Source organism: Pseudoxanthomonas sp. GW835-FHT14C01, from assembly GCF_058793715.1.
Genome location: NZ_JBXAGB010000002.1, coordinates 1,092,390 through 1,108,668 on the forward strand (window position 1 = coordinate 1,092,390; position 16,279 = coordinate 1,108,668).

Consider the following 16,279-nt stretch of genomic DNA (forward strand, 5'->3'; position numbering starts at 1 on the left):
CGTTGCGCTCGCGCTAGACAATCCCGCATGCGATTGCAAGCCATGCCAATGACGCCTCGCAGCAAGTTTTGTCGTGGCGTCGGGAGATACAATGACCATTCGACTACCAATCGTTGAGTCACTTCCTGCATGAACGCTGCACGCAGCCCGAAAAAAGCCCCGAAACCGTCGTCCAAACCGGAAGCCGCCAAGGCCGCCAAGTCGGTGAGCCCGAAGGCGACGCCGACCAAGAAGGTGGCGGCCCGACCGGAGAAGGCGGCGAAGGCCGCGGGGGTGCAGCAGGGCAAGCAGGTAGTGAAGGCGGGTGAGGCGTTCTCGCTGTCGCCCATCCTCGATGCGATCCGCAAGCGGGTCTCCGGCGCCACCGCCCAGGCGGAGGCACGGACGTTCGCCGAAGCGTTCTACAAGCGCATGGAAGAGGACGAGTACCCGCATCACAGCGCGGACGGCTGGGCGGCGATCGCCGCCGACACGCTGGCGTTCGCGCGCACGCGCAAGTCCGGCACCGCCAACGTGCGCATCTTCAACGCCTCGCAGAAGACCCACGGCTGGGAATCGCCCCACACCGTGCTGCAGATCGTCAACGACGACATGCCGTTTCTGGTCGATTCGGTGAGCATGGCGCTGGCCGAGATGGGCGTGGGCGTGCACGTACTCGGCCATCCGCTGGTCCGCTTCACCCGCGACAAGGCCGGCAAGGTCTCCGCGGTGGGCGAGGGCAAGCACGAGTCGCTGATGCTGCTGGAGATCGACCGCCTGCCGCCGGAGGACATGGCGCAGGTCGAGAAGCGCATCCGCACCGTGCTGGAGGAAGTCCGCGCCATCGTGCGCGACTGGTCCAGCATGCGCGAGAAGATGCTGGCGTTGGCCGACGACATGGCCACCCGCCGCATGCCGGTGGACGACGACGGACGCCGCGAAGCGCAGGAGTTCCTGCGCTGGGCCGCCGCCGACCACTTCACCTTCTTCGGCTATCGCGAGTACCGCGTCGAGAAGGGCACCGGCATCCTCGCCGCCGTCGAGGAGAGCGGCCTGGGCCTGCTGCGCGAAGGCGACACCACGCCGCCGCGCAACATCAAGACGCTGGCCGCGCACTACCTGCCGCAGGGTGGGTCGGTGGACGCGCTGATCCTCACCAAGACCAACCGCCGCTCCACCGTGCACCGCCCGGGCAACATGGATTACATCGGCGTGCTGGAGTTCGACGCGCAGGGCAATCCGATCGCCGAGCAGCGCTTCATCGGCCTGTACACGTCCAGCGCGTACAACCGCCGCCCGTGGGAGATCCCGCTGGTGCGCGAGCGCCACGAGTACGTCATGCAGAAGTCCGGGCTGTCGCCGAGCGGCCACAGCGGCAAGGCGCTGCGCCACATCCTGGAGACGCTGCCGCGCGAGGAACTGTTCCAGTCCAGTGACGAGGAACTGTTCCGCACCTCGATGGGCATCCTCGGCCTGCAGGAGCGCGTGCGCAGCAAGCTGTTCCTGCGCCGCGACCGCTATGGCCGGTTCTACTCGGCGCTGGTGTACATCCCGCGCGAACGCTTCAACACCGACGTGCGCCTGCGCATCGAGTCGCTGCTGAAGGACGCCATGCGCGGCGAGTACGTCGACAGCAGCGTGCTGCTCGGCGAATCGCCGCTGGCCCAGTTGCACATCACCATCCGTCCGAAGGCCGGCGAGCAGGTCGAAGTCGACACCTCGGCGCTGGAAGGCGACATCGCGCACCTGCTGCGCAACTGGCAGGACGACCTGCGCGAGACCCTGATCGGCCGCCATGGCGAATCGAAGGGCCTGCTGCTGGCCGGGGGCTATGGCCGCGCGCTGCCGGCGGGCTACATCGAAGTCGTGTCGCCGGAAGGCGCCGCGCGCGACGTCGAACACCTGGCCGCACTGTCCGGCGCCGACGACCTGCGCCTGAGCCTGCACGAGTCGCGCCGCAAGCGTCCCGGCCAGGGGCGCCTGCGTCTGAACCTGTACAAGCAGGAGTCCGACATCCCGCTGTCCGACGCGCTGCCGCTGATGGAGAACATGGGCCTGCGCGTGATCTCTGAGCATCCGTTCCGCCTGGAGACGGCGCAGGGTGCGCGCTACATCCAGGAATTCGAAGTCGAGCCGGTAGGCGGCGACTTCGACGTGGAGCGCCTGGCGCCCACGTTCGAAGACGCGTTCGCCCGCGTGTGGCACGGCGATGCCGAGAACGACGGTTTCAACAAGCTGGTGCTGGGTGCGGGCCTGGCCTGGCGGCAGGTCGCGCTGCTGCGCGGCTACTGCAAGTACCTGCTGCAGACCGGCGTGCCGTTCTCGCAGAGCTATGTCGAGGAAACGCTCAACCGTTATCCGCTGCTCGCCCGCCTGCTGGTGGAACTGTTCGAGGCGCGCTTCGATCCGGCGACCGGCAGCGAGAGCAAGGCGCAGATCAAGGAAGGCCAGGAGCGCTTCGCGGCGCAGCTGAAGCCGTTGGCCGGCAGCGACGAGGCGGCGCAGAAGACGCTGGCTGCGCTGGTCGGCGCGCGCGGCGGCAAGCGCGAGCAGCAGGTCGATGCGGCGCACCAGGCGCTGCTGAAGCTGATGGACCGCGTCTCCAGCCTGGACGAAGACCGCATCCTGCGGGGTTTCATGGGGGCCATCGAAGCGACCCTGCGCACCAGCTTCTACCAGACCGGCAAGGATGGTCAGCCGGCGCACACGATCAGCTTCAAGTTCGATTCGGCCAAGGTGCCCGACCTGCCGAAGCCGCGTCCCTACCGCGAGATCTTCGTCTATGGTCCGCGCGTGGAAGGCGTGCACCTGCGCTTCGGTCCCGTCGCCCGCGGCGGCCTGCGCTGGTCCGATCGCCGCGAGGATTTCCGTACCGAGGTGCTGGGCCTGGTGAAGGCGCAGATGGTGAAGAACACCGTCATCGTGCCGGTCGGTGCGAAGGGCGGCTTCTTCGTCAAGCGCCCGCCGGTGGGCGGCGACCGCGATGCCGTGCTTGCCGAGGGCATCACCTGCTACAAGCTGTTCATCCAGGGCCTGCTGGAGATCACCGACAACATCGTCGGCAACAGGATCGTGCCGCCGGTCGACGTGGTGCGCCATGACCAGGACGATCCGTATCTGGTGGTCGCCGCCGACAAGGGCACGGCGACGTTCTCCGACATCGCCAACGGCCTGGCCATCGCGCACGGTTTCTGGATGGGCGATGCGTTCGCCTCGGGCGGCTCGGTCGGTTACGACCACAAGGGCATGGGCATCACCGCCCGCGGCGCATGGGAGTCGGTCAAGCGCCACTTCCGCGCGATGAACCGCGACAGCCAGCGCGAGGATTTCACCTGCGTCGGCATCGGCGACATGTCGGGCGATGTGTTCGGCAACGGCATGCTGCTGTCCGGGCACATCCGCCTGCTGGCCGCCTTCGACCACCGCCACATCTTCCTGGATCCGAATCCGGATGCGGCCAGGTCGTTCAAGGAACGCGCCCGTATGTTCAAGCTGCCGCGTTCCAGCTGGGCGGACTACGACGCCACGTTGATCTCGAAGGGCGGCGGCATCCATCCGCGCAGCGCGAAGTCGATCGAGATCACGCCGGAAGTGCGCGCCGCGCTCGGTATCGCCGATGGCGTCAAGTCGATGACGCCGAACGAGCTGATGAGCGCCATCCTGAAGTCGCCCGTCGACCTGCTGTGGAACGGCGGCATCGGCACCTACGTCAAGGCCGCCAGCGAGACCCACGCCGACGTCGGCGACCGCGCCAACAACGGCCTGCGCGTCGACGGCCGCGACCTGCGCTGCAGGGTGGTGGGCGAGGGCGGCAACCTGGGCCTGACCCAACTGGGCCGCATCGAAGCCGCCCAGCATGGCGTGCTGCTCAACACCGATTTCATCGACAACTCCGCCGGCGTGGATACCTCGGACCACGAGGTGAACATCAAGATCCTGCTCAACGGCGTGGTGCAGGCGAAGAAGCTGTCGATGGACGCGCGCAACAAGCTGCTCGCGGACATGACCGATGAAGTCGCCGACCTGGTGCTGTGGGACAACTACCGCCAGAACCAGGCCATCAGCCTGATGGAGCGCATGAGCGTATCGCGCCTGGGCTCCAAGCAGCACTTCATCCAGACGCTGGAATCGCAGGGCCTGCTGGACCGCCAGATCGAGTTCCTGCCGTCCGACGCCGAACTGGCCGAACGCAAGGCGCGCGGCCAGGGCCTGACGCGGCCGGAGCTGTCGGTGCTGCTGTCGTACTCCAAGCTGGTGGCGTTCCAGCAGCTGCTGGAGTCCGACATCCCCGAGGATCCGTACCTGTCCAAGGAGCTGCAGCGCTACTTCCCGCAGCCGCTGCAGAAGAAGTACGCCTCGGAGATGGAGAAGCACCGCCTGAAGCGGGAGATCATCGCCACGGCGGTGACCAACACCACCATCAACCGCATGGGCGCCACCTTCCTGTTGCGCATGCAGGAAGACACCGGCCGTTCGCCGGCGGAAGTGGCCAAGGCCTTCACCATCACCCGCGAGACACTGGATGCGCGGGCGTTGTGGAACCAGATCGACGCGCTGGACGGCCAGGTGCCGGAGTCGGTGCAGATCGATGCCCTGCAGGTGATCTGGCAGGTGCAGCGCAACTTCACCCGCTGGCTGCTGACCCGGCAGGGACCGATCCCCGCCATCGCCACCGCAGTGGAGCGTTACCACGACGGGTTCAACGAGATCCGCGCCGCCGAAGGCGTGTTGCCGGACTCGCTGCGCCCGGCGTACAACGCCGCCCTGCAGCAGTGGAAGGACAAGGGCCTGCCGCCCGCACTGGCCGGCCAGATCGCGGCGTTGCCGTATCTGGAACCGTCCTGCGACATCATCGAACTGGCGCGCGCGCGCAAGCTCAAGCCGGTCGAGGTGTCGAAGGTCCATTACCGCCTGGGCGAGGCCCTGCACCTGCCGTGGCTGCAGGACCAGATCGAGGCCCTGAAGGTGGATGGCCGTTGGCACGCGGTGGCCCGTGGCGTGCTGCGCGACGAACTCGCCGCGCACCAGCGCACGCTGGCCGACCAGGTGCTGTCGCTGCCGGGCGCCAACGCCGATGCCAAGGTCAAGGCATGGCTGGGCCGCGATGATGCGGGCCTGCGCTTCACGTTGAGCATGCTCAACGAACTGGCGGCGCAGAAGACGCTGGACTACCCGACTGCGTCGGTGGCGGTGCAGCGCCTGGGGCAGCTCGCGTCGCAAGGCTGATGCAGGCGCCGGAAGCTGGCTAGAATCGAGGCGGCCCCCGTGGCCGCCTTTTTTCTTTTCGTGGAGAACCGGATATGCGCAGGATCGCAGGACTGGTGCTGATGTCGTGGGCGCTCGTGGCGAATGCGGCGGAGCCACGCCGGCAGATCGGACAGGTCGATGGCCAGGCGGTCTATGCCGACCAGATCGTGGGGAGCAGTCCGCAGGCGCGCGCGGACAGCGCGAGCGAGGTGTTCATCGCGCCGGTCGTGCGCCAGTGGATGCGGGAACACGGCGATGCGACCCGTCCAACGGAAGCGGAGAAGCAGCGCGCCGCGACGGCGATCGCCGCGTATGCGGCGTGCAGCGGCAATGGCTACACGCTGCCCGACGATACCGCGCAGAAGGACGCGGTGCTCACGATGCTGGTGGGCAACGTGAAACTGCAGAAGTACCTGTACGACGCCTACGGCGGTGGACGCCTGCTGTTCCAGCAGGCCAGCGTCGAAGCGTTCGACGCGATGCGCAGGATGATCGAGGCACGCGAGGCGGAAGGGCGGTTCGCCATCACCGACCCCGATGTCAGGGCGCTGGCCTATGACTACTGGACCCGCGACCACGGCGCGTTCATGATCACCGACCCCGGCAGGATCGCGGAGGCCCTCGACGTGACATCATCGATCGCCCGCTGTCCCGCCTGATCGCCCGCGCCGCCGACCTGGAGCCACGGATGTCCGACCCGCGCATCGCCTTTCTCGCCAGTCCCACGCCCGAAGCGCAGGAAGCGTTGGCGACGCTGCAACGCGAACACGGCGCGCATGCGCCCGATCAGGCGGACGTGCTGTGCGCGCTCGGGGGCGACGGTTTCATGCTGCAGACGCTGCACCGGCATGGGGCGCTGGGCAAGCCGGTATTCGGCATGAAGCTGGGAACCGTCGGGTTCCTGATGAACCACTACCGCTCCGACGATCTGGTCGAGCGCATCGCCGCCGCCGAACCGGCCAAACTGCGTCCGCTGGAGATGCAGGTGCTGACCGAGTCCGGCACGACCACCTCGTCGCTGGCGTACAACGAGGTGTCGCTGCTGCGGCAGACGCGGCAGGCCGCCCATCTCTGCATCGACCTCAATGGCGAAACCCGCCTGGACGAACTGATCTGCGACGGCGTGCTGACGGCGACGCCCGCCGGCAGCACCGCGTACAACTTCTCCGCGCATGGTCCCATCCTGCCGCTCGGCTCGCACACCATCGCGTTGACCCCGATCGCGCCATTCCGGCCGCGCCGCTGGCGTGGCGCCATCCTGAAGGCGGATACCGAAGTGCGCTTCCGCGTGCTGGACCCCTACAAGCGTCCCGTCAGCGCTACCGCCGACTCGCACGAGGTGCGCGACGTGGTCGAGGTGACCATCCGAGAATCGCGCGACCGCACGGTTACCCTGCTGTTCGATCGCGAACACAATCTCGAAGAGCGCATCCTCAGCGAGCAGTTCATGACCTGAGTCGCAATGTCCCGGAAGACAGCGTGGCTTCGCCGCGCTGCGGCTTGCTCCGTCATGTCACGCATGTTATCCAGCGCCCCGTAGCGGTTCGGTTCGCATCCACCCAAGGAGGGGTTTCGATGCCATTGAAGTGCGCCGTGGCGCTATGCGCCTTGCTGGTCATGGCCGATGCGCCGACCTGCAACCTGTCTACCGGCATCACGCCCTTCGCCGGAGGCCAGGGAACGTCCGCCGTCGACGACGCCGGATTGAAGCCGCCGGTGCTCGAACTGGTCAGCCTGACCCGTGGCGTGGATGGTCGTGCCGCCTGCGACGCCAGTGGCTTGCTGACGTTGAATGTGGAATGGCCGCGCGGCACCGATGTCAGGCTGCGCGATCTCGGCTTCGAATTCCGCGTGATCGGGGACGATGCGCTGGCGATCTTCCCTCGCGCGCCCGTGGCAGGAAGGGTGGATGGCCATCGGAGCGAGTTCGTTTTCCTGTGGACGGATGGGCCGCCCTCCCGGCAGGTAGCCATCGACCTGATCGTGGAAGTCCGCGCGGTGACCGCGGACAACCGCCGTGGACCGCCCGCGCAACTGCGCATCGTCGCTGCGCCGGGCGGCTAGCCCCGTCTCGCCTCCTGCGCCATGGATCACCGATACTGTGCGCATGGCTGACAACACCCCCCGCCTCCTGACGGTCGCCGTCACCTCGCGTGCCCTGTTCGATCTGGAAGAAAGCCACGCCCTGTACGAGCGCGAGGGCGTGAAGGCGTACAGCGACTACCAGCGCCATCACGAGGACGACGTGCTGGCGCCGGGCATCGCCTATCCGGTGGTACGCAAGCTGCTGGCGCTCAATGCGGGCGCCTCGCCGGAGGCACCCCGGGTCGAAGTGATCCTGCTGTCGCGCAACTCGGCCGACACCGGCCTGCGCATCTTCAACTCCATCCAGCACTACGGCCTGGGCATCGTGCGCGCCACCTTCACGGCGGGCGAGCCCACCTGGCCTTACGTCAAGCCGTTCGGCACCGACCTGTTCCTGTCGGCCAATCCGGAATCGGTGAGGCGTTCGCTCGAACACGGCATCGCGGCGGCGACCATCCTGCCCGCCGGGGCACCGCAGCTGCGCCACGAACACCAGCTGCGGATCGCCTTCGATGGCGACGCGGTCATCTTCGGCGACGAGAGCGAGCGCATCTCGCGCGAACAGGGCGTGGAGGCGTTCGGCAAGCATGAGCAGGAGCGCGCGCGCGAACCGCTGTCCGGTGGCCCTTTCCGCAACTTCCTTTCGGCCCTGCACCAGTTGCAGCAGGTGTTCCCTGCCGACGAACGGTCGCCGATCCGCACCGCGCTGGTCACCGCGCGGTCCGCGCCTGCGCACGAGCGGGTGATCCGTACCCTGCGCGAATGGGGCGTGCGCCTGGACGAGGCCCTGTTCCTGGGCGGGCGGCACAAGGGGCCGTTCCTGGAAGCCTTCGGCGCCGACATCTTCTTCGACGACTCGCAACACAACATCGACAGCGCGCGACACCACGTCGCCGCCGGCCATGTTCCGCACGGCGTCGCCAATCCGTGACATCCATCGCGCTGCGCCTGTCCGGGCAGTGGCGGGCTCGCCGATAGCGACTGGCACAAGCCGCTCCGCCGCTGCGCTGAGCATCCCAACAAGATCCGGGTGATGCGTGTGGCGCGCGCGGCCATCGACAACTGGCAGTCCTATCGCCGCATTTCGCACGCAGGGGAGGGCGTATCCATTGTCGAGGCGCATGCGTCCTGGACGCCGACGCCGACCGATTCCGACGGGTACCCGACACCCGTGGACGGTAGCCGACCTGTTCCGGCTGGCGCTCCGACGGTCCGTGCCTGACCATCGCATGCTAGACAGGATCAGAGCGGCAGCCGGATATCCGTCAGGCGCCAGCGCAGTCCCTGCCGCGTCAGCACGAACACGACCGGATCGCCGTTTTCGTCACGCACGGTGGCGGTGAAGCGGGACAGCGATTCGTAGTGATGCTCGGCCTCCTTCAACGGTTCGGCAGGCACGGGAGGTGCGTAGGTGTCGCCACCGACCGTCTCGCCGATCGCGCGCTTCCATGTTGCGCGGCCCTGCAGCACGGCGGCGATGCCCATCGGCGTGACCAGCGTGTCCACGCCACGTCCGAGGACCTGGTTGGCGATGGACAGCGCGGCCGCACCGAACAGGTTGGACGACACCTCCGGCCCTGCGCGACGCGCCAGATAGTCCTCCACTTGGGCGCGCAGGTTCACGCGCAGGGCGGGGAAATCCACATGCCGTTCCAGCTTGGCCGTGTCCTGTTCCGCCAGCGCGGTGCGGATGCCATGGATGGCCAGGTAGGGGCCGGCGACCACATAGGCGGCCAGTCCCAGCACGACCGCCAGCAGCACGCTGCCCACGAGCCATGTCTTCATCGGCGCACACTTCATCGGTCCGTCCTCCGGCTCAGAATTCCAGGTCCAGCGCGGCACACAGGTAATCGACGAACGGCCCCAGCGTCTTCAGATCGCCGGCCAGTGTCTGCCGCAGCCGAGGTCCGATCATCGTGGCATCGTCCAGCGAGCGCCAGAAGACGAAATTGCGGTGTTTCAGGTCTTCGATGAACTCGAAATCCGCCGGGAATCCGCGTGGCGCACGCACCAGCTTCTCGCTTTCCTCGAACTCGAAGCGGCGGCGGAAGGCCGGATCGTGCGCGGCCTTCTTCCAGCTGCCGGGATTGTCCAGGATGAACTGGCGGACGCGACGCTGCGTGTCCGGTTCGGGATGCCACAGACCGGCGCCGACGAAGCACTCGCCGGGCTGCAGGTGCAGGTAGAACGAGGGCGCGGGCACCTGCTTGTGGCGCTCGTGGTACAGGCGCGCACCCTGCCAGGACTTGTAAGGCGACTTGTCGTTGGAGAAGCGCGCATCGCGGTAGATGCGGAACAGCGAGCCGCCGACGGTCTTCGGATCGGCGCGGAAATGCAGGCTGACCGCGGCCAGGTCCGGCTGCAGGTCCGTCAGCAGCCGCAGGAACGGCTGGCGCACGTGGTCTTCGTACTGCGCCTTGTGGTCGTTGAACCAGGTCTTGTCGTTGTGGCGCGCCAGCCCGCGCAGGAACTTGAAACTGGCATCGGAGAAGTAGGTAGCCATGGTCGCCATTCTAGACAAGCCGGTGTCATGGATCCGGCAACGCTGCCCTCGATGTGGCGCTACAGGCTGGCCTGCAGGTCGTCGCGCCACTGCTGGATCCTGTCCAGCAACGCCAGCCGGTCGGGGTGGCCGGCCTGCGTGCGCCGCAACTCGGCCACTTCCGCATCGAAGCGCTCGAAGGTGTACTCGGACCATCCACTGTCCGTCGCCAGCCGCTGGCGGCGGTAGTCGTCCCAGCGCTGGCGCTCTGCACTGGACAGGGTCTCGGGCCAGTTGCGCGCGCGGAAGCGGAACAGCAGTTCCGGCAGCCGCGCGTCGCGGAAGCCGAAATCACGCTGGCCGAGCAGCGCGGGCGGGGTCGTACGCACGTCGGTGAAGCGGCGCTTGTCCGCGTCGGCCAGGAAGCCGTCGTACAGCGAGCCATCGACGTCGCCGCTTTCGAACGTCCGCTCGCTGGCGAACACGCGTCGCACGGTTTCGGCCAGTTCGGGGCCGGCGTCGCGCAGGATCGCGGCGTGGCGCTCGCAGCGGGCGGGATCGATGCCGAGGCGATCCATGTCCGCCGGCCGAAGGTGCGACCAGGCGACCAGCGCCGGCGCGCGATTCAGATGCACTTCCTTCAGGGGGATGCGCTGTTCGCCCTCGGGCAGATCGGCGGCGGGCGTGTAGAGCCGGTCGGCGATGTCTTCGGGTGCCATCGACAGCAGCGGCGTCGGGTCGCTGTCCAGGTCGAACACGATCACCCGGCTGTCGATCCTCGGGTGGCGGGCCAGCGGCAGCACCGGCGCGGCGCACAGCCGGTGCGCGGGATAGCGCTGCGATACGTGGAGCACCGGCAGCATGGCGGTGGTATCGAGCAGGCGCGCGGCGAAGCGCTTGTCGCGCAATTGCAGCGCGTACTCCCACAGGCGCGGTTGCGCCTGCCGCATCAGCCGCGCCAGGCCGAGGGTGGCGTACACGTCCGACAGCGCCTCGTGCGCGTCGCCCTCGCGCACGTGGTTGGCCAGCGCGAGTTGTTCCAGCTTGAACGAGGTGGCACCGTCCTCGCGCTTCGGCCAGACGATGCCGTCCGGCCGCAGCGCGTGCATCAGCCGCATCACGTCCAGCAGGTCCCAGCGCGAGTTGCCGCCGCGCCATTCGCGTTCGTAGGGCTCGTGGAAATTGCGGAACAGGCCGTGGCGGACGAACTCGTCGTCGAAGCGCAGGCTGTTGTAGCCCAGCGTGCAGGTCTCCGGGCGCCCCATCTCGTCGGCGATGCGGGCGAAGGCCTCTGCTTCGTTGACGCCCTCGCTCCGGGCGAGCTGCGGCGTGATGCCGGTGATCAGCGTAGCGATGGGGGAGGGCAGCAGGTCGTCGGCCGGCTGCACGAAGAAGCTGATCGGCTCGTCGACTACTTCCAGGGCGGGGGTGGTGCGCACGGCCGCGAACTGGGCCAGGCGGCTGCGGCGCGGGTCGGCGCCGAAGGTTTCGAGATCGTAGAAGAGGAAGCTGGCGCTCACGCCACCGCATCCTCCAGCGCCGGAAGCAGGGCGAGCACATCGGCGTCGACCGCCTCCCAGTCGATTCCCGCAAGCGAGGATCGTTGGCCCGTGTGCCGCACCAGCAGGTCGCGTTGCACGTGGCTGCGGTGTTGCGCCACCGCATAAGGAATGCGCATGAAGCTGACCATGGTGTAATGCGGGACGAAGCGCTGCGGATGGCGCTGCTGCAGGGCCAGTTCCAGTTCGCGCTGCAGCAGGAAGCCGCTGTCGTCGACCTTGTCGCGCATCTCCACGTAGTTTTCCAGCGCCATTTCCTGGATGGCCAGCGCGTTCGGCTTGCGCTCGGCCTCGAAGGCGGCGAACGCGGTCGCGAGGTCCTCGGTAGCCTGCAGATGGCGCGCGAGCGATACGCAATCCTCGAAGGCGCAGTTCATGCCCTGGCCGTGGAACGGCACCATCGCGTGCGCGGCATCGCCCAGCAGCACGGCGCGGTCCTGCAGGTACCAGCGATCGAGATAGAGCGTCGCCAGCAGGCCGGTGGGGTTGGCTTCCCAATCCTGCTCCAGATCAGGGATCAACGGAATCGCATCGGGGAAGTCGCGCAGGAACAGCGCCTTGGCATCCTTGCCAGAGCGTACGCTGGCGAAGCTGGGGTCGCCCTGATTGGGCAGGAACAGCGTGACCGTGAACGTTCGCTCGTCGTTCGGCAGTGCGATGCACATGTAGTGCCCGCGCGGCCAGATATGCAGCGCGTTGGGCTCCATCATGAAGCTGCCGTCGGCGGACGGCGGGATTTCCAGTTCCTTGTAGGAATGGTCGAGGAACTCGGTACGTTCGCCGAGATCCTGCTGCGAGAGCATCGCGCCGCGCAGGGAGGAGCCGGCGCCGTCCGCGCCGACCAGCGCCGTGAAGGAGGTCGGATGCTGGCTGCCGTCCCGATCGTCGGCGAAGGTCGCGATGCGATGGTCGAAGTCCACCGTCTCAAGCCGGTGGTTGAAGCGAATGGTCGCGCCCGCCTTCTCGGCCAGGTCCAGCAACGTGATGTTCAGGTCGCCACGATGGATCGACCAGATCACCTCGTTGTCGTCGCGGCCATAGCGCTGCAGCTGCAGGCGCCCGTCGAGCGCATGCACCATGCGCCCACGCATCATCACGGCCTGGCGCATCACCGCCTCGTCGGCATCCGCCATGCGCAGGGCGTGGCGCCCGCGCTCTGTCAGCGCCAGGTTGATCGAACGGCCGCCGGCGTAACCCTGCACGCGCGGATCGCCGCGCTTCTCGAACACCTCCACACGCCAGCCTGCGCGCGCCATCAACGTGGCCAGCAGCGCACCGGCGAGGCCGGCGCCGATGATGGTGATGTGTTGCGGGGTGTCAGTGCCCAAGCGCATGTCTCCGGATCAGAATCCCCGCCACGTCTCGACTTCCTCGACGAAACGGTGGACGTCCATGTAGCGGTTGTAGAGCGGGGCGGGCGAGATGCGGATCACGTCCGGTTCGCGCCAGTCGCCGACCGTGCCGACGGACAGCAGGTACTCGAACAGCTCGCGGCCCCGCTCACGGCCGCCGATCACGCGCAACGACAGCTGCGCGCCACGCTGCGCCGTGTCCGCGGGCGTGATGATCTGCAGCACGTCCGACAGCCGCGCCCGGATCAGCGCTTCCAGCAGGCCGGTGATCTTCAGCGACTTGGTGCGGATCGCCTCCATGCCGCCGGCCTTCTCGAACAGCTCCAGCGAGGCGCGCAGCGGCGCCAGGCCCAGGATCGGCGGATTGCTGAGCTGCCAGCCTTCGGCGCCCGGCGTGGGCACGAACTCGGGCGCCATGCGGAAGCGGGTTTCCTTCTCGTGGCCCCACCAGCCGGCGAACCGCGGGCGGTCCGTGTGGGCATGGCGCGCATGCACGAAGCAGCCCGCCACCGCACCGGGACCGGAATTCAGGTACTTGTAGTGGCACCACACGGCGAAGTCGACGCCGCTGTCGTGCAGCTGCAGCGGAAGGTTGCCCACCGCATGCGCGAGATCGACGCCGACGACAGCGCCCTGCGCATGGCCCAGACGCGCGATCTCGGCCAGGTCGAACGCCTGCCCGGTGCGGTACTGGATGCCGGGCCACAGCACCAGCGCCAGGCGCGGGCCGTGTTCGGCGATGGCGCGCTCGATCGCGGTCATCGACAGCGTGCCGTCGGGCTGGTCCGGTTCCACTTCGATCAGGTCGGTCGCCGGATCGAAGCCGTGGAAGCGCACCTGCGATTCCATCGCGTGGCGGTCGGACGGGAATGCGCCGGCTTCCATCAGGATCGCCGGCCGCTCCGCCGTGGGGCGGTAGAAGCTGACCATCATCAGGTGCAGGTTGGTGGTCAGCGTGTTCATCGCCACCACCTCGGCCGGCTCCGCGCCGACCACGCGCGCCAGCGGCTCCCGCACCAGCTCGTGGTAGGTCATCCACTGCGCGTTGCCGGTGAAGTGGCCTTCGACGGCTTCGGTGGACCACTTGTCCAGCACTTCGTTGATGTAGGTGCGTGCGCCCTTCGGCTGTAGGCCGAGCGAGTTGCCGCAGAAGTAGACCTGGTCGTTGTGTTTGTGGCGCGGGATCAGGAAGTCGTTGCGGAGCGGACGCAACGGGTCGGCGGCGTCGAGGGCGATGATGTGGGTGCGGGACAACGGGTCGGTCATGGAGGCGGGTTTGAAAATGAGCGGTTGGTTGTAGGAGCGACGTCAGTCGCGACCGGAATCTGGCGGTTGAGGTGGAATAGTGGTGTGGCAGTGCTTTCCGATGGATAGCGCGGTTTCGACGCGGCCATGCCGTGCGGTCGCGACTGACATCGCTCCTACAGGGAACCTGTTCACAGGAACCTCGCCGCGGACAAGCCCAGCCATTCCAGCGCGGTACCGTGATACAGGCGCGCCTGCTGCGCGTCGTCCAGGCCCAGCGCGGCGATGCCGGCACCGGGTTCCTGTTCGCCCAGCGGGAATGGATAGTCGGTGCCGAGCATGACGCGCTCGTGGCCGACCGTGTCCAGCAGATAGCGCAGCGCGCGCGGATCGGCAACCCAGGAATCGAAGTACACGCGGCCCAGGTAGTCGCGCGGGTTGCGCGGATTGTCGGTGGCCACCAGGTCCGGCCGCATGTTGAAGCCGTGCTCGATGCGGCCGATCGTGTAGGGAAAGCTGCCACCCCCGTGCGCGAAGCAGACCTTCAGCTCCGGCAGGCGTTCCAGCACGCCGCCGAAGATCAGGCTGCAGGCCGCGCGCGACTGCTCGGCCGGCATGCCGACCAGCCAGGGCAGCCAGTATTTCGGCATCGACGCGGCGCCCATCATGTCCCACGGGTGCACGAGGATCGCGGCGCCCAGTTCACTGGCGGCCTGGAAGAACTCGAACAGCTCAGGCGCGTCCAGGTTCCAGTCGTTGACGTGGCTGCCGATCTGCACGCCCTGCAGGCCCAGCTGGTCCATGCAGCGCTCCAGCTCCTGCACGGCCAGTCGCGGCGACTGCATCGGCACGGTGCCGATGCCCGCATAGTGGCGAGGATAGTCGCGACAGGCCGCGGCCGTGTGGTCATTGAGCGCCTGGTGGAGTTCCAGCGCGTGGTGCGCCTTGGCCCAGTAGCTGAACATCACCGGCACCGTGCTGATCACCTGCACCTGCACGCCGAACCGGGCGTAGTCGGCGATGCGTTCTTCCGGATCCCAGGTCTTGGGCCAGATCTCGCGGAAGAACTTGCCGTCCTTGTAGATGCGGTGGCGGCCGTCGTCGCCGTGGTGGATCACCGGAAAGCGCAGGTCGCCGTACTTGGCCGCCAGGTCGGGCCAGTCGCGGGGCAGGAAATGCGCGTGGGTGTCGATCTTCAGCATCGTCGGATTGTAGGCGCTGCCTTGCCGGGGTTTCGCGCTGCAGTGCCGCGATGTGGCAGGAACGTGCGCGGTGTCTGCGTTCATCGTTCCAGCGCGTCGGACACGCGCTCGCAGGCGGCGATCAGGTCGTTGACCAGGCGGCGGTCCACCTCGACGTGGCCCTCGTACTCGGCCAGGTTGCGCAGGTCGTGCGCCTTGGCCAGCACGCGCCAGACCTCGGGGCCGAGCCCCAGCGTGTGCGGCAGCACCTGGAAGACGATGTAGCGGTGGCGTGCCCGGAAACCCGCGCGACGCAGCGCAGCCAGACTCAGTGCGTGTGCGGCGTTGTACGCAAGGTCGAACCGGCTCTCCAGCGACAGCGCGTCGTTGTGCGCATCGGCCAGCCGCGCGAGACCGGAGCGCAGCAGGCCGGCGGTTTCCTTCTTGTCGGGTGCTTCGGCACTGAGCGGGCCGCTGTGGGCGGACAGCTTTTCAAGCGGCGAGGTCATCTTCGTCCCCGATCAGCCATTGCCGCGGCTGTTGCATGACCCGGGTGACGAAGCTGTTGCCGGCATCGAGGCGGCTGCGCAGTTCGTCGCGGTCGTAGACGGTGGGATTGATCTGCCGGCCCAGCCGTTCCGCCACCGGATGCAGCGCCAGCATCACCTCGGCGTAAGGCAGATCCTCGGCGACCAGCATCAGGTCGATGTCGCTGCGGGCGGTATCGTGGCCCTTGGCGATCGAACCGTAGAGGAACGCGGCGTGGATGCGGTCGGCCAGCGGTGCCAGCGCTTCGCGCACCGGCTCGGCCAGGCCGAAGGTCTTGCGGACGATCGAGGCCAGTTCGTCGTGGATCGGTGCATCGGGATTGGCGCGGTAGCGCTTCTGGTTGCCGACATGCTCGACCGTCAGCAGCCCGCTGCCGGCCAGCCGGGCCAGCTCGCGCTGGACGGCTCCGCTGCCGGCGCCGGTCGCCTGGATCAGTTCGTTGACCGCGTAGCTGCGGCCGGATGCGCCGAACAGGCAGGCCAGCACGCGCTGCTGGGTGGTGGTGAACAGGGCGCCCGACAGGCTGGCGCTGGCATAGCGCGCCGCTGCCTCACTGACTTTCCCGGATCGTGGGGTGTCGTTCATGCCCATATCGGGCAC

General features: G+C 67.7%; 13 protein-coding genes. 5 read left to right on the plus strand and 8 right to left on the minus strand.

All coding sequences use genetic code 11. From position 1 onward, the window contains the following. The first annotated feature begins 129 nt into the window (after nt 1-129). The 5 genes from AC1Q5B_RS11990 (at nt 130) to AC1Q5B_RS12010 (ending at nt 8,242) form a co-directional block, all read left to right on the plus strand. Nucleotides 130-5,205 (plus strand): NAD-glutamate dehydrogenase, encoded by a 5,076-nt coding sequence (locus AC1Q5B_RS11990; RefSeq protein WP_492631884.1) that lies wholly within the window; start codon nt 130-132, stop codon nt 5,203-5,205. A 74-nt stretch (nt 5,206-5,279) separates the two neighbouring features. Then, nucleotides 5,280-5,885, plus strand: coding sequence for a hypothetical protein (locus AC1Q5B_RS11995; RefSeq protein WP_492631885.1), 606 nt, complete (start codon nt 5,280-5,282; stop codon nt 5,883-5,885). A 29-nt stretch (nt 5,886-5,914) separates the two neighbouring features. After that, a complete protein-coding gene (locus tag AC1Q5B_RS12000) occupies nt 5,915-6,682 on the plus strand; it encodes an NAD kinase (protein ID WP_492631886.1) in 768 nt (255 codons plus the stop codon). Between the two features lie 119 nt (nt 6,683-6,801). Then, the gene (locus AC1Q5B_RS12005) at nt 6,802-7,290 is read left to right on the plus strand and encodes a hypothetical protein (protein ID WP_492631887.1); all 489 of its coding nucleotides are present in this window, start codon (nt 6,802-6,804) and stop codon (nt 7,288-7,290) included. A 43-nt stretch (nt 7,291-7,333) separates the two neighbouring features. Continuing rightward, nucleotides 7,334-8,242 carry a 5'-nucleotidase gene (locus tag AC1Q5B_RS12010; protein ID WP_492631888.1) on the plus strand — a complete coding sequence of 303 codons (909 nt, stop codon included), beginning with the start codon at nt 7,334-7,336 and terminating at the stop codon, nt 8,240-8,242. 311 nt (nt 8,243-8,553) lie between these two features. Here the strand turns inward: AC1Q5B_RS12010 and AC1Q5B_RS12015 are convergent, their stop codons facing one another. The 8 genes from AC1Q5B_RS12015 to AC1Q5B_RS12050 form a co-directional block, all read right to left on the minus strand. Next, entirely contained in the window at nt 8,554-9,096 is a 543-nt protein-coding gene (locus tag AC1Q5B_RS12015) for a DUF2939 domain-containing protein (RefSeq protein WP_492631889.1), read from the minus strand. Between the two features lie 31 nt (nt 9,097-9,127). Beyond that, complete coding sequence (locus AC1Q5B_RS12020; RefSeq protein ID WP_492631890.1) at nt 9,128-9,814, minus strand: DUF2461 domain-containing protein; 687 nt, start codon at nt 9,812-9,814, stop codon at nt 9,128-9,130. Nucleotides 9,815-9,873: 59 nt separating this feature from the next. Beyond that, entirely contained in the window at nt 9,874-11,313 is a 1,440-nt protein-coding gene (sbcB, locus tag AC1Q5B_RS12025; protein ID WP_492631891.1) for an exodeoxyribonuclease I, read from the minus strand. Beyond that, nucleotides 11,310-12,680 carry an FAD-dependent oxidoreductase gene (locus AC1Q5B_RS12030; protein WP_492631892.1) on the minus strand — a complete coding sequence of 457 codons (1,371 nt, stop codon included), beginning with the start codon at nt 12,678-12,680 and terminating at the stop codon, nt 11,310-11,312. Before AC1Q5B_RS12030 ends, sbcB begins: the two co-directional genes overlap by 4 nt. Before the next feature lie 15 nt (nt 12,681-12,695). Beyond that, nucleotides 12,696-13,970 carry a kynureninase gene (gene kynU / locus AC1Q5B_RS12035; RefSeq protein ID WP_492631893.1) on the minus strand — a complete coding sequence of 425 codons (1,275 nt, stop codon included), beginning with the start codon at nt 13,968-13,970 and terminating at the stop codon, nt 12,696-12,698. A 170-nt stretch (nt 13,971-14,140) separates the two neighbouring features. After that, nucleotides 14,141-15,151, minus strand: a complete 1,011-nt coding sequence (locus AC1Q5B_RS12040; protein ID WP_492631894.1) for an amidohydrolase family protein — start codon at nt 15,149-15,151, stop codon at nt 14,141-14,143. Nucleotides 15,152-15,231: 80 nt separating this feature from the next. Continuing rightward, the gene (locus AC1Q5B_RS12045) at nt 15,232-15,639 is read right to left on the minus strand and encodes a hypothetical protein (RefSeq protein ID WP_492631895.1); all 408 of its coding nucleotides are present in this window, start codon (nt 15,637-15,639) and stop codon (nt 15,232-15,234) included. Further along, nucleotides 15,623-16,264 (minus strand): transcriptional regulator, encoded by a 642-nt coding sequence (locus tag AC1Q5B_RS12050; RefSeq protein WP_492631896.1) that lies wholly within the window; start codon nt 16,262-16,264, stop codon nt 15,623-15,625. Before AC1Q5B_RS12050 ends, AC1Q5B_RS12045 begins: the two co-directional genes overlap by 17 nt. Between the last annotated feature and the right edge of the window lie 15 nt (nt 16,265-16,279).